The 13166-nt window shown below is 60.0% G+C and carries 7 protein-coding genes, 14 tRNA genes and 2 riboswitches; all 21 genes read left to right on the top strand.

All coding sequences use genetic code 11. The features are described from left to right. Positions 1 to 75 precede the first annotated feature (75 nt). The 21 genes from M516_RS0121145 to M516_RS0121045 all read left to right on the top strand — a co-directional run bounded on the left by M516_RS0121145 (position 76) and on the right by M516_RS0121045 (position 13166). Positions 76 to 167 (top strand) — tRNA-Ser (locus M516_RS0121145). A 26-nt stretch (positions 168 to 193) separates the two neighbouring features. Beyond that, positions 194 to 270: transfer RNA gene (locus M516_RS0121140), tRNA-Met, on the top strand. Positions 271 to 279: 9 nt separating this feature from the next. Then, positions 280 to 364, top strand: a tRNA-Leu gene (locus tag M516_RS0121135). A 10-nt stretch (positions 365 to 374) separates the two neighbouring features. Continuing rightward, positions 375 to 451 (top strand) — tRNA-Glu (locus M516_RS0121130). A gap of 88 nt (positions 452 to 539) precedes the next feature. Then, a tRNA-Val gene (locus M516_RS0121125) sits at positions 540 to 615 on the top strand. 21 nt (positions 616 to 636) lie between these two features. Further along, a tRNA-Met gene (locus tag M516_RS0121120) sits at positions 637 to 713 on the top strand. A 5-nt stretch (positions 714 to 718) separates the two neighbouring features. Continuing rightward, positions 719 to 795, top strand: a tRNA-Asp gene (locus M516_RS0121115). A gap of 43 nt (positions 796 to 838) precedes the next feature. Then, positions 839 to 914, top strand: a tRNA-Phe gene (locus tag M516_RS0121110). A 19-nt stretch (positions 915 to 933) separates the two neighbouring features. Continuing rightward, a tRNA-Thr gene (locus M516_RS0121105) sits at positions 934 to 1009 on the top strand. 5 nt (positions 1010 to 1014) lie between these two features. Further along, positions 1015 to 1089, top strand: a tRNA-Gln gene (locus M516_RS0121100). Between the two features lie 7 nt (positions 1090 to 1096). After that, positions 1097 to 1172: transfer RNA gene (locus M516_RS0121095), tRNA-Lys, on the top strand. Between the two features lie 75 nt (positions 1173 to 1247). Further along, positions 1248 to 1330, top strand: a tRNA-Leu gene (locus tag M516_RS0121090). A 136-nt stretch (positions 1331 to 1466) separates the two neighbouring features. After that, positions 1467 to 1542: transfer RNA gene (locus M516_RS0121085), tRNA-Gly, on the top strand. Between the two features lie 50 nt (positions 1543 to 1592). Then, positions 1593 to 1669 (top strand) — tRNA-Arg (locus M516_RS0121080). A gap of 229 nt (positions 1670 to 1898) precedes the next feature. Beyond that, the gene (locus M516_RS0121075; protein ID WP_029100881.1) at positions 1899 to 2852 is read left to right on the top strand and encodes an AAA family ATPase; all 954 of its coding nucleotides are present in this window, start codon (positions 1899 to 1901) and stop codon (positions 2850 to 2852) included. A gap of 14 nt (positions 2853 to 2866) precedes the next feature. After that, positions 2867 to 4075, top strand: coding sequence for a DUF58 domain-containing protein (locus tag M516_RS0121070; protein ID WP_029100880.1), 1209 nt, complete (start codon positions 2867 to 2869; stop codon positions 4073 to 4075). 4 nt (positions 4076 to 4079) lie between these two features. After that, positions 4080 to 6305 carry a transglutaminase TgpA family protein gene (locus M516_RS0121065; RefSeq protein WP_029100879.1) on the top strand — a complete coding sequence of 742 codons (2226 nt, stop codon included), beginning with the start codon at positions 4080 to 4082 and terminating at the stop codon, positions 6303 to 6305. A gap of 20 nt (positions 6306 to 6325) precedes the next feature. Then, a riboswitch (purine riboswitch) is annotated at positions 6326 to 6427 on the top strand. A gap of 173 nt (positions 6428 to 6600) precedes the next feature. Next, on the top strand, positions 6601 to 8139 hold the full coding sequence (gene guaA / locus M516_RS0121060; protein ID WP_029100878.1) for a glutamine-hydrolyzing GMP synthase: 1539 nt from the start codon (positions 6601 to 6603) through the stop codon (positions 8137 to 8139). A gap of 82 nt (positions 8140 to 8221) precedes the next feature. Beyond that, positions 8222 to 8323: riboswitch (purine riboswitch) on the top strand. Positions 8324 to 8446: 123 nt separating this feature from the next. Next, positions 8447 to 9817, top strand: a complete 1371-nt coding sequence (locus M516_RS0121055; RefSeq protein WP_029100877.1) for an NCS2 family permease — start codon at positions 8447 to 8449, stop codon at positions 9815 to 9817. Positions 9818 to 10194: 377 nt separating this feature from the next. After that, positions 10195 to 11499, top strand: a complete 1305-nt coding sequence (locus M516_RS0121050; protein WP_029100876.1) for a histidine--tRNA ligase — start codon at positions 10195 to 10197, stop codon at positions 11497 to 11499. A 47-nt stretch (positions 11500 to 11546) separates the two neighbouring features. Beyond that, positions 11547 to 13166 (top strand): M1 family metallopeptidase, encoded by a 1620-nt coding sequence (locus M516_RS0121045; protein ID WP_029100875.1) that lies wholly within the window; start codon positions 11547 to 11549, stop codon positions 13164 to 13166.

Raw genomic sequence — 13166 nt, 5'->3', positions numbered from 1 at the left:
GTAGCTCAGTCGGTAGAGCAATCGGCTGTTAACCGATCGGTCGGGGGTTCGAGTCCCTCCCGAGGAGCCATATGCGGAGAGTTACCCAAGAGGCCGAAGGGGACGGTTTGCTAAACCGTTAGTATGCGAATAGCGTAGCGAGGGTTCGAATCCCTCACTCTCCGCCATCTTCCTTACAACATTCATAGTGCGTGGCGGTGTAGCTCAGCTGGCTAGAGCGTTCGGTTCATACCCGAAAGGTCGGGGGTTCAAGCCCCTCCACCGCTACCATCCTAAGTTGCGGTCGTGGTGGAATTGGCAGACACACCATCTTGAGGGGGTGGCGGGGTGACCCGTGCGAGTTCGAGTCTCGCCGACCGCACCATCAGAAACATGGCCCGTTGGTGAAGTGGTTTAACACAGCAGCCTTTCACGCTGTCATACAGGGGTTCGAATCCCCTACGGGTCACCATAGCAAAACGTACCTGGATCATGGGATCCGGGCCCGCAAAGGAATCGGAGTTTGTTGGGAAGAACCGGTTCGCTTTGCGGGGAGACGTGGAGGCTTAGCTCAGCTGGGAGAGCATCTGCCTTACAAGCAGAGGGTCGGCGGTTCGATCCCGTCAGCCTCCACCATTACTGCAGAATGATAATCGTCGCGGGATGGAGCAGTCCGGTAGCTCGTCGGGCTCATAACCCGAAGGTCGCAGGTTCAAATCCTGCTCCCGCAACCAAATATGGAGCTGTGGTGAAGCTGGAGTTCACGCCGGTCTGTCACACCGGAGGTCGCGGGTTCGAGTCCCGTCAGCTCCGCCATTTACTTGCCTCGGATCAAAATGGCGCACCGAGAACCGCTTACGGTTCGGTAGCTCAGTCGGTAGAGCAGAGGACTGAAAATCCTCGTGTCGGCGGTTCGATTCCGTCCCGAACCACCATTTCGTTTCATAGGATTTTGCCGGTGTAGCTCAATTGGTAGAGCACCTGACTTGTAATCAGGGGGTTGTGGGTTCGATTCCTATCGCCGGCACCACGTATTGGGGTATCGCCAAGCGGTAAGGCAACGGACTTTGACTCCGTCATTCCTAGGTTCGAATCCTAGTACCCCAGCCATGTTCATGAGCCATTAGCTCAGTTGGTAGAGCATCTGACTTTTAATCAGAGGGTCGAAGGTTCGAGTCCTTCATGGCTCACCAGTTTTTTTACAACCCCACAAGTGAGCAATGTACTCGCGCATCTTCCGTTTGCTTTGCGGGGACCCCATGACGCATGCGGGTGTGGCGGAATTGGCAGACGCACCAGATTTAGGTTCTGGCGGGCAACCGTGGGGGTTCAAGTCCCTTCACCCGCACCATAGCAGATCGGGAAGGTTTGCGGACAGTGCAAGCCTTTTATCACTGTGATACAGCAAGGACCAGCATCTTCTTCTGGAAGAGTCGCCTGCGTTGGCTGTGCTGTACTAAATCTTTTCATCATAATTACGAAACGATGCGGACGTAGCTCAATTGGTAGAGCGTCGCCTTGCCAAGGCGAAGGTCGCGGGTTCGAGACCCGTCGTCCGCTCCATTTTTTCTACTCTCTGTCCACGCGTGTCGGTCGGAGAGACAGTTGCTTGTGTGCCCTTAGCTCAGCTGGATAGAGCGTTTGACTACGAATCAAAAGGTCGGGAGTTCGAATCTCTCAGGGCACGCCATAACATTGCATATCGAACCGCAGAGTAGGAGATCTTCCTACTCTTTTTTTCTATAGGCGGTTTCTCAATTTTACAACTATTAACGAATTTTTCCTTGTATCTTCCAGAGTGATCCAGTACCTTAGGAGTAGGTTTCCTCGACGGAAGCCTCCGGATGATCAAGACAAGCGGCAGGCCATCGCTATTGCCGTAACTGGACGATAACGTGGGAACAGGAGTTGTGTCATCCATGAATCAAATCAAATTGGAGCAGCCTCATCCTGCTGTGGAAAAGTTGATTGGAAATATCGAAAAAGTGCTGATCGGCAAGCGGTCGATCATTGAATTATGCGTGACGGCCATCTTGGCAAACGGCCACGTTTTGCTGGAAGACGTTCCGGGTGTCGGCAAGACCATGCTGGTCCGCGCGTTGGCCCGCTCGATCGGGGGGGACTTCAAGCGCATCCAGTTTACGCCCGATCTGCTGCCGACGGACGTGACGGGGGTGGCGATCTTCAATCAAAAGAGCATGGAATTCGAGTTCCGTCCCGGTCCCATCTTCGCCAATGTGATTTTGGCCGACGAGATTAACCGGACATCGCCCAAAACCCAGTCGGCCTTACTGGAAGCGATGGAAGAGCGCTCGGTAACGGTAGACGGGGTGACGTATCGGTTGGCTGAGCCGTTTTTTGTCATGGCGACGCAAAACCCCCTGGAATACGAAGGAACCTTCCCGCTGCCGGAGGCGCAGTTGGACCGTTTTCTCCTGCAGCTTCGCCTGGGCTATCCCACGGTGGACGAAGAAATGCGCATGCTGAACCGCTTTGCCGAAACCAATCCGTTGGAACACCTGGAGCCGGTGATGACTGCGGACGATCTGGCCGTCCTGCAGCGCCAGGCTGCCGCCGTCAAGGTGTCGGAGGCGGTCAAGGAGTATATCGTTCGCCTGTGCCACCGGACGCGCGATCATCACCAGGTCTACCTCGGCGTCAGCCCGCGGGGCGCGCTGGCGCTGTTCCGAGCCGTGCAGGCGCTGGCGTTCGTGCGCGGCCGGGATTATGTCATTCCCGATGACGTGAAGGAACTGGTGCCTGTGACCTTTGCCCACCGGATCATTCTCAAACCGGAGGCGCGTCTGGAAGGAGCGACGATCGACCGGATTCTGTCCGCTATCCTGTCGGAAACCCGCGTGCCGGTCAGCTAGAGGCGGTGACGCGTATGAAAGAATGGACATCCGGGAAGATCAAGGCAATTGCGTTGATCGTGACCACTTACGCGTTTGCCAAGTTTCAGGGCGGTTTTGCCAGTTGGTTTTTGTTCTACAGCAGCCTGGTTTTTTTGGCGTACGAGCTGCTTGCCTATTTTCTCATGTTCGCCGGCCTTGAGGTTGAACGTGAAATCGACCGTACTCGCTTGCGGGAAGGGGAGGACGTGATCGTGACGGTCCGGCTAAAGCGAAGGATCTGGTTCCCGCTGGGCTGGAACATGGTGATCGAACCGCTGCCCGACCGGCTGGCCGGCGTGTTCGAGCCGCACCGTCAGCTCATCTTTCCCTGGTTCAAGCGCAGCGTGGAGTTTCGCTACGTCATCCCGGGACTGCCGCGCGGCTACTATCACCTGCAAGCGTGCGTCATCTGTGGCGGGGACTTTTTCGGGTTTATCGAGCGACGAAGAACGTATCCCCTCTTCAACGACTTTTTGGTCTATCCCCGTTACCGGGAGCTGACGAACTGGTCGTTGGGAGACGGCAACTTCAGCGGGACGGTTCACGTCTCGCACCGCCATTCGGATGATGTAGCGGCGGTGCGGGGCGTCCGGGACTATCAGCGCGGGGATCGGCTGAGCCAGATTCATTGGCGGGCGTCGGCCAGGGGAACCGGGCTGAAGACCAAGGAATTCGAGCACCAGGCGATGAACCAGGTCGTGTTCTTTCTCGACGTGGAAAAAGAGCGCTACCGGAACAAGCCACCTCAATTGTTTGAAACGGCGGTCAAACTGACGGCCAGCCTGACCGCGTACGCCAACCGCAACCAGTATCACTACGGATTGGTGTACAAGCAAAAGGACCGGGTGGCCATTCCTCCGGCCTGTTCCCCGGCCCACTTTTTCCGGGTATTTGACCAGTTGGCCCGCGTCATGCCGGAGGGGACGGACTCGTTTGTCCGCATCCTCAGCCGGGAAGCGCTGGAACAGCCGCCGGGCGTGACCCTGACGGTGATCACGGCCCGCCTCGACAAGGCGCTGGTCGCCCTTCTGACGCAGTTGTCCCAGCGGGGCCGGCGCGTCCATCTGCTGTATGTGCACGCCGATCCCCTGTTGACGCTCGAAGAGAAGCAGGCCCTGCGGCTGCTGGCTTCGGGCAGGGTCACCTGCAAGTCGGTGCCGATGAGCGATTTCGAAGAGTGGAAGCGGATCGGAGGTGCATGACGTCGTGAGCGTATGGAAGCGTCCCAAAGGATTCGAGTGGATCGCGGCGCTGCTCTTGTTTCTCATGCTGCGGGAGTGGCTGCTGCCGCTTCAGGAGCTGACAGACACCGGCACCCTGTGGCCGTTTTACGCGATTGCGGCTGGCGTTCTTCTGATCGACCTGGTGGTGCCGTACCGCTGGCTGACGTTTCCGGTCAAGCTGGTGGGCCTCCTGGTGATTTTGCACGACGGTTTTTTTGTCACCCCGTTTTTTGATGGGCAATGGCTGAGGGAGCTGTTCGTCCGGGTCGTGCACGACCTGCCGCTGGCGTTTCAGCAGGAGTGGACGTCCATGTCGCCGATCTCGCGCAATGCGCTGTTTGATCTGCTCCTCGCAGTGTTGATCTCGATGCTGTCGTATCTGGTGCTGGAACAGCGGCAGGGGCTCTGGTTCGTCTTTTTGACCGAGCTGTACCTGGCTGTGCTGGATACGTTCATGCCGTATGAAGCGGACGGGGGGATCATCCGCACGCTGGTGTACGGATTTTTGCTGTTGGCCGTCACCCATCTGTTCGCCATGGCCAACAAGGCGCCCATTACCGGCGGTAGGCGCTGGACGCTGTGGAGCTCCTTGATGGCACCGGTGCTGATTGTGGCGGTCACCGTCGGCATCGCCTGCGCGGCGCCGAAAAAGGAGGCTGCCTGGCCGGACCCGATCGCGTTTCTCACCGGAGAGGGGAGCGGTCTCGGGGCCGGGGTGATGAAAAAGGTGGGGTACGACAACAACGACGAGCACCTGGGCGGTCCGTTTACGCTGGACGAGACCGTGGTGTTCGTGGCCATTACCAATGAACGCTCCTATTGGCGCGGCGATTCCAAAGACGTCTATACGGGGAACGGGTGGCAGAAGGGGGACCGGGAGTTCGAAGCGATCCTGGACCCGAAAACGTATCGGTGGACCCACGCGCTGTTTGAGGGGATGGAGACGAAAGAGGTGAAGGCTTCGCTGGAATTCCAGGGGCCGAAGTTTCCGACCGTCTTTTACCCGGGGCAGTTGAAACAACTGACGGACTACACCCCGTCGAGGGCGACGCTGGTGTACGACAAGGAACATCAGCAGGTGGAAGTGCGGAACGGCACGATCAGACTGCTGAAGCAGTCCGGAGGGGAAGCGCTGGTGGGCCCCCATACGCAGCTGTTGAAGCTGGACAATTACCAACTGGTGGCGGAAGTGCCGATCATCAGCGAAAAGGCGATGGTTCAGGCGGGCACCGACTATCCCGAAGAGATCAAGCGGCGCTATCTGCAGCTTCCCGACCACCTGCCGCCGAGAATCCGCGAACTGGCCCAACAGGTGACCAAGGACGCGAAAACGCCGTACGAAAAGGTGCGCGCCATCGAGAATTACCTGCGCTCCAGCGGAGAATATAAATACGAGACCAAGGACGTGCCTGTGCCCGCGCCGGGCCAAGACTTCGTCGACCAGTTCCTGTTTGAGACCCGCAGGGGGTACTGCGATCACTTTTCCACCTCGATGGCGGTGATGCTGCGGACGATCGGCATCCCCGCGCGCTGGGTAAAAGGCTTTGCCCCCGGTCATCGGATCGGTAGCGACGGCAACGGGAACGAACTGCTGGAAGTGCGCAACAAGGACGCCCACTCGTGGGTGGAAGTGTACTTCCCGGGTCACGGCTGGATCCCGTTTGAGGCCACCAGCACGTTTTTGTCGCCGATCCGCGTGAAATACGACAGGCAGACGACGGAGCAGCAAGCGCCGCTCCCGCTGCCCGATCTTGGCGGAACGACGGCCGAGGATCGGAAAGACGGACGGCTTGACGAGCTGGAAGGAGCGGATGGCACGCCAAGCCCGTCGATTCGCATTCCGTGGCAGGTGTACGCGTTTGGACTGGGACTGCTGGCTGTGGGCGGGGCGGTGGCCTGGAAGCGCAGGCGGGACATCGCCGTCTGGTGGCTGCAGCGCCAGATGAGCAGCTATCCGAACGACCGGTACGGGGATCGCTACAAGCTGCTGCTGCGGTTGATGGAGCACCTCTACAGCCGTCGCGGCCAGGGAGAAACCTTGCGCGAATACGTCGGCCGCCTGACGATCTCCGGCGACAAGCGGCAGGACCTGTGGTACCTGACCAACTTGTACGAGCGCATGCTGTACGGCTACAAGGAAATCGAGGACAAGGCCCGCGCAGTGGCGGAACAGGTGATCGAACGGCTTACCCGTCAACTGAAACCTTGATCATTCACCCGCAGTCTGTTAGAATGACCTTCAATGAGACTCGTATAATCTCAGGGATAGGGCCTGAAAGTTTCTACCGCTCGACCGTAAATCGAGCGACTACGAGGAGAGGACTTCGGATTTTTGTACATGCAACCGCACAAGTGTACACAAACTGGGACTCTGCCTCCGCGTCGGTAAACCGGAGGCGACAGTCCCGGTTTTTTTGGTGCCGGACCTGAGCGGGTCGTACATCCGAGGGCAGGGTGGAAACTTCCGGTGACAACCTGGCGTAAACAGGAGAAGGAGGATATACATGGACAAGCCAATGGAAATGGTCGTCGTTCTGGATTTTGGAGGGCAGTACAATCAGTTGATCGCGCGGCGCGTTCGCGACCTGGGCGTGTACAGCGAGCTGCTGCCCTACAATACGCCGGTGGAAAAAATCAAGGAGATGCAGCCGAAGGGGATTATTTTCTCCGGCGGTCCTGCCAGCGTGTACGAAGAAGGGGCGCCCAAGGTGGATCCGGCCATTTTTGATCTGGGCGTGCCGCTTCTGGGCATCTGCTACGGCATGCAGTTGATGAGCCACATGCTTGCCGGCAAGGTGGAGCGCGCCGGGAAGCGCGAGTACGGCAAAGCGGAGCTTCGCCTGCAGCAGCCGCACAGCCTCTATGAGAAGTGGGACGAAACCGAAATCGTCTGGATGAGCCACTCCGACAAAGTGGTGGAGCTGCCGGAAGGGTTCCGCGTGGACGCGGTCAGCGAGAGCTGCCCGGTGGCGGCGATCAGCCATCCGGAGCGCAAGCTGTACGGCGTGCAGTTCCACCCGGAAGTGCGCCATACGGTAAAAGGAAACGAGTTTATTGCCAACTTCCTGTTTAACATCTGCGGCTGTGAAGGCACCTGGAGCATGACCACGTTTATCGAGGACGAGATCAAGCGCATCCGCGAAACCGTGGGCGACAAGAAAGTGCTGTGCGCGCTGAGCGGCGGGGTCGACTCCTCCGTCGTGGCGGCGCTGATCCACAAAGCGATCGGCGACCAGTTGACCTGCATGTTCGTGGATCACGGCCTGCTGCGCAAGGGAGAAGCGGAAAGCGTCATGGAGACGTTCGCCGAGAAGTTCTCCATGCGCGTGATCAAAATTGACGCACGCCGCCGCTTCCTCGACAAGCTGAAAGGCGTGACCGATCCGGAGCAGAAGCGCAAGATCATCGGCAACGAGTTCATTTACGTCTTTGACGAAGAAGCGTCCAAGCTGACCGACATGGAGTTCCTGGCGCAGGGCACGCTGTATACCGACATCGTTGAGAGCGGAACGGCGACGGCCCACACGATCAAGTCCCACCACAACGTGGGCGGCCTGCCGGAAGACATGAAGTTCAAGCTCATTGAACCGCTGAAAACACTGTTCAAGGACGAAGTGCGCAAGCTGGGGACCGAACTGGGGCTGCCGGACGAAATCGTATGGCGCCAACCGTTCCCGGGACCGGGCCTGGGCATTCGCGTTCTGGGCGAAGTGACGGAAGAAAAGCTGGAGATCGTTCGGGAATCGGACGCCATCCTGCGCGAAGAGATTGCCAAAGCCGGCCTGGACCGGGAAATCTGGCAGTACTTTACGGCGCTGCCCGACATGAAGAGCGTGGGCGTCATGGGCGACGTCCGCACCTACTCCTACACGGTGGGCATCCGCGCGGTCACCTCGATCGACGGCATGACGGCGGACTGGGCGCGCATTCCGTGGGACGTGCTGGAGAGGATTTCGACCCGCATCGTAAACGAGGTGGAGAACGTCAACCGCGTCGTGTACGACATCACCTCCAAGCCGCCGGCTACCATCGAGTGGGAATAACCGCATATTAAACGATAAGAAAATTTTAATGTTCGTATTTTCCGTTGACATCGATCATTCTTCCTGGTACACTTCTCGTTGTGAACAGGTAAAGAAGAAGGTTCGTATAATCCCGAGAATATGGCTCGGGAGTTTCTACGAGGCCGCCGTAAACGGCCTGGCTACGAACGAAACGTCAACGGGATACGTATGCAGATCTTATCATTCTGTTTTGCCCGGTGAGTTTTGTTCGGAGTCGAGGCGTTGCTTGCGCCTCGACCTTTTTCATTTGCCGCAAACCGCAAACAAGACTTGGGGGGACCTATCGGTGCGGAAGTATTTTGAGTTTGACAAGCTGGGCACCAACTACCGCCGCGAGACGATCGCCGGCATTACCACGTTTTTGGCCATGGCCTACATCCTGGCCGTCAATCCGTACATGCTCAGCGGGGCGGACCTGCCGCCGGAGCTGAAAGCGAACTATCCGGAATTCGGAGCCGTCTTCACCGCGACCGCGCTGGCAGCCGCCATCGGGACGCTGGTGATGGCCTTCGTCGGCCGTCTGCCGATCGCGCAGGCGCCGGGCATGGGGCTGAACGCCTTCTTTACGTACACCGTCGTGCTGACGATGGGCATTCCCTGGCAGCAAGCGCTGGCCGGCGTATTTCTCTCCTGCTCGATTTTCCTGCTGCTGTCGCTGACCGGCATCCGCGAAGCGATCGTCAACTCCATTCCGCAGGGGCTGAAACACGCGGTATCGGCCGGGATTGGTTTGTTCATTGCCTTCATCGGTCTGAAAAATGCCGGAATCATCGTCGACAATCCGGCAACGTTCGTCTCGCTTGGCCATCTGACGATCAAAGAAGGCATGAAACCGGAAGAGATTGTGGCGGTGAAAAACGCGCTCCTGGCCGTATTCGGTCTGATCCTCACCGCGGTGCTGATGTCCCGCAAGGTGAACGCGGCCATTTTTATCGGCATGCTGACGACCGCCATCGTCGGCATGATCTTCGGGCTGGTCAGCCTGCCGGAGAAGATCGTCTCCATGCCTCCGAGCCTGGCGCCTACGTTCGGCGCCGCGTTCCAGTACCTCGGCGATTTTTCCGCGCTGTTCAGCATGAAGATGCTGATCGTGGTGTTCACGTTCCTGTTTGTGGACTTCTTTGACGCGACCGGTACGCTGCTGGGTGTGGCCAGCCAGGCGGGGCTGTTGAAAGACGGCAAACTGCCGCGTGCGGGCAGCGCCCTGGCTTCCGACGCGATCGCCGGGATGGCCGGTGCGGTGCTCGGCACGTCCACGACGACCAGCTACATTGAGTCGGCTGCGGGCGTAGCCGCCGGCGGACGGACCGGATTTGCCTCCGTGGTCACGGGCGCGCTGTTCCTGCTGTCGCTGTTCTTCTCGCCGGTTCTCGCCGTGGTCACGCCTGCGGTAACGGCCCCGGCACTGATCATCGTCGGCGTGCTGATGGCGTCGCACATGGCGAACATCGCCTGGAGCGAGATGGAGGAAGCGTTCCCGGCCTTCCTGACGATCCTGATGATGCCGCTGACCTACAGCATCGCTTCCGGGATCGCCGCCGGATTCATCGTCTACCCGATCACCAAGCTGATGAAAGGCAAAGGCCGCGAAGTGCATCCGGTGATGTACGCGCTCTTCTTCGTGTTTTTGGCGTACTTCATCTGGCTGCGGGAATAGAAACACAATCACAAAGACTGTCCGCGTCTCGGCGCGGCAGTCTTTTTGTTTGCGCGGGACACCGGCGGGAGTGCACAGGGCTGCCGCCCAAACAGGAACAGGGAGGGCACCGGCGTTGGGGAAAACGGGCTTGCGTGATGGCGGGCAGGTGGTGTATGATGGAAAAAATTCATGTCAGGAGGAAGCACCGATGCTGCGTCTTCGCGTATTCCTTCAACTGCATCATCACGATTAGAGCGTTTGTATCTGTGGACGTGCAATCCATCCGCAGGTGCAAGCGCTGTTTGTGCTTGTGCCTGCGGGGTGAACGAAAGCCATGCGGGCCTTGTTTTTTCCCGCGTGGCTTTTTTGTTTGGATAAAAAAGGAGGAGATTGTCATGGAAACGACACTGCGCAACGTAAAGGGCACCAAGGATTTTCTGCCGCAGGAGCAGGGGCTCCGCAACTACATCCGGCGGACGCTGGAGGAGGTGTTTGAAACATACGGCTGCAAGCCGCTGGAGACGCCGATGCTGCAGTATTACGACCTGCTGGCGTCCAAGTACGGCGGCGGGGCGGAGATCGTCAAGGAGGTGTACCGCCTGAGCGACCAGGGGGAGCGGGAGTTGGCGCTGCGCTACGATCTGACGGTACCGCTGGCAAAAGTGGTGGGGATGAATCCGGAGATGCGGCTGCCGTTCAAGCGGTACGAGATCGGCAAGGTGTTTCGCGACGGGCCCGTCAAGCCGGGACGGTTCCGCGAGTTCGTCCAGTGTGACGTGGACATTGTAGGGACTTCCTCGATGCTGGCGGAAGCGGAACTGATCAGCATGGCGTTTGCGGCGTTTGAACGGCTGGGCCTGGACGTCTACGTGGAAGTGAACAACCGGAAGCTGCTGTCGGGGCTGCTGCAGGCGCTGGGCGTCGCGGAAGAGCAGGCGGAGGGCGTGATGCTCTCTCTGGACAAGCTGAAAAAGATCGGCGTGGACGGCGTGGTGGACGACCTGCGGCTTCGCGGCATCGACGAAGAGACGATTGCGGCCGTCGCGGCGTTCCTCCAAAGCGGCGAGCCGACGATGGACAGTCTGGCCGGCCGTTTTGCGGAGCCACTTGTGCAGGAAGGCGTCGCGGAGCTGCACGAGCTGTTTGCCTGTTTGAAAGGAGCGGGGGTGTCCGGGGACGTTCGCTTTGCTCCGTTTTTGGCCCGGGGACTCAGCATTTATACAGGGACGGTGTATGAAATCTTTCTGCGGGACGGGCGCATCACGTCCAGCATCGGCAGCGGCGGACGCTATGACCGCATCATCGGTCAATTCCTCGGCGGCGGACGGGAATATCCTGCGGTGGGCATCTCGTTCGGCCTGGACGTGATTCTCACCGCGCTCACGATGGGCGGCGCGGAGGGAGCCGACAACCGGGCAGACGTCTTCGTCGTGCCGCTGGGGACGGAGGCGGACGCGCTGGGATTGGCCAACCGGCTGCGGGCGGCCGGCATCCGGGTGGAGCTGGAGCTGTCTGGACGCCGGTTGAAAAAAGCGCTGGATTACGCCAACCGGGAGCAGATTCCGCTCGTCCTGATCTACGGGGAGAACGAGCGGGACGCCGGGGCGGTGACGCTGCGCGACATGCGCTCCGGGGAGGAGCGGACCGTGGCACTTGCGGGAGATCGGCTGGTCGACGCGATTGCGCAGCTTTTGTCCTAGCTTTTTTTTCCAGATGCGGTAGGATAAAAGGAAAGGAGGGGGGACGCGTGAGGAAGTGGGCGGGTTGGCTGGCAGGCGCCGCGCTTGTCTGGAGCGCGGCAAGCGGCGCCGGAGCAGGGGCGGCCGGAGGATACGGCGCAGACCGGGGCGGCGATGCCGGGGGAAAGACGCGGTATCTGGCGGATGTACGGGTCGAGCCGCAGCAGAAGCGGGTGACGGGCAGCGTCCAGGTGCGATTTTGGCCGCGTGACGGGAAAAAGGCGTATCTGCACGTCTATCCGTTTGCGTTTGCGGAACGTCATGACGGGCCGCTGTGGCAGGAATTTTTAGGAAAGGATGCGGTGCCCGGCACGTATCATATTACCAGGCTGTCCGTCCAGGGCAGGTCGGTGCCGGTCCAACGGGCAGGGACCGTGGTGGAGGTGCCGCTTGAGGGCGAGGCCGGATCGAGCGGTGTGAAGGGCGCGCCAGCCGATGGGAAAGGAGGGGCGGACGGCGTGAGTCGCGTGCCGTCCGCTTCCAACGGCGTGCCGCCCGCTGCCGGCGCGGCGGAGCCGGTCACACTGGAGCTGGCCTTTACAATGACGCTGCCGCACAATCAAGGCCGGATGTCGCTGGACGAACACGCCATCTGGCTCGGCAACTGGCTGCCCGTCCTGGCGGTCTGCGACCGGAACGGCTGGCATCTCGATCCGTACGAGCCGATCGGCGACCCGTTTTACAGCGAAACGTCAGACTATTCGGTAAATGTAACCGTGCCGGAGGGCTACCAGTTGGCCAGCACCGCCGACGATCGGCAGGAAGCCGGCTTCACTTCCGCTCCGGGGTTAAAGACGTACCGGCTGCGTGCCGAAAACGTGCGGGATTTCGCCCTGGTCATCATGGACCGGACGTATCAGCGCACAGAGACGACGGTTGGCGGGACGACGGTCCGCAGTTGGTGGCGGACGACGGACGACCCCGGTCAGGCCAGGCTCGTCCACGACGCCGCCGTGAAGTCGTTCGCGTACTTTCAGCACCAGTTTGGGCCGTATCCGTACAGGGAGTACGATGTCGTGCGAACCGGCGGAGGCATCAACGGCATGGAGTACCCCGGTCTGGTGTTCCTCGACGGCCGCCACTACGAACAGGTCTTTGCACAGTCGATCGCGGCCGTCGCGCATGAGACCGCCCATCAGTGGTTTTACGGCATCGTCGGGAACGACCAGGTGGACGAGGCCTGGTTGGACGAAGGCTTGTCGGAATACGCCTCGCTTTCGTTTCTGGAGCGTTGGTACCCGCAAATCGGCGACGCGCTGGTGGTGCAGCGACTGGTGCGGGGCACGGCCGCCGAAGCCTACGCGGAGAAGAAATTGCGGCCGTGGCAGCCGCTGCGCCTCTTTCCCGACAACGACAGCTACAGCGATCTGGTGTATTCCCGCACGGCAAGCATGCTGTGGCTGCTGCGGGAAGCGTGGGGCGAAGAGCGCCTGAACCGGATGCTGCGCCAGTTCGTAACGAGCCATCGGTTTGGCGTCGCCACCGGTGCAGACTGGAAGGCGGCCCTGTCCCGGGAGGCCGGGGAAGACGCGGAACCGTTCGTGGCCTACTGGCTGCAGCTTGACCAGAGCCGGGAGGCAGCCGCGGAGGCATGGCTGGACCGGCAGCGCGGGGCGAAGCGGCAGTAA

Origin of the sequence: Brevibacillus thermoruber 423, from assembly GCF_000454065.1 — a bacterium.
GTDB lineage: Bacteria > Bacillota > Bacilli > Brevibacillales > Brevibacillaceae > Brevibacillus > Brevibacillus thermoruber.
Note: the sequence above shows the minus strand (reverse complement) of the source record. Positions and strands in the feature narration are given on the sequence as shown.

Coding starts and splice junctions, on each gene's coding strand:
- M516_RS0121075 (WP_029100881.1), top strand. CDS start 1,899: ATGAATCAAATCAAATTGGAGCAGCCTCATCCTGCTGTGGAAAAGTTG.
- M516_RS0121070 (WP_029100880.1), top strand. CDS start 2,867: ATGAAAGAATGGACATCCGGGAAGATCAAGGCAATTGCGTTGATCGTG.
- guaA (WP_029100878.1), top strand. CDS start 6,601: ATGGACAAGCCAATGGAAATGGTCGTCGTTCTGGATTTTGGAGGGCAG.
- M516_RS0121050 (WP_029100876.1), top strand. CDS start 10,195: ATGGAAACGACACTGCGCAACGTAAAGGGCACCAAGGATTTTCTGCCG.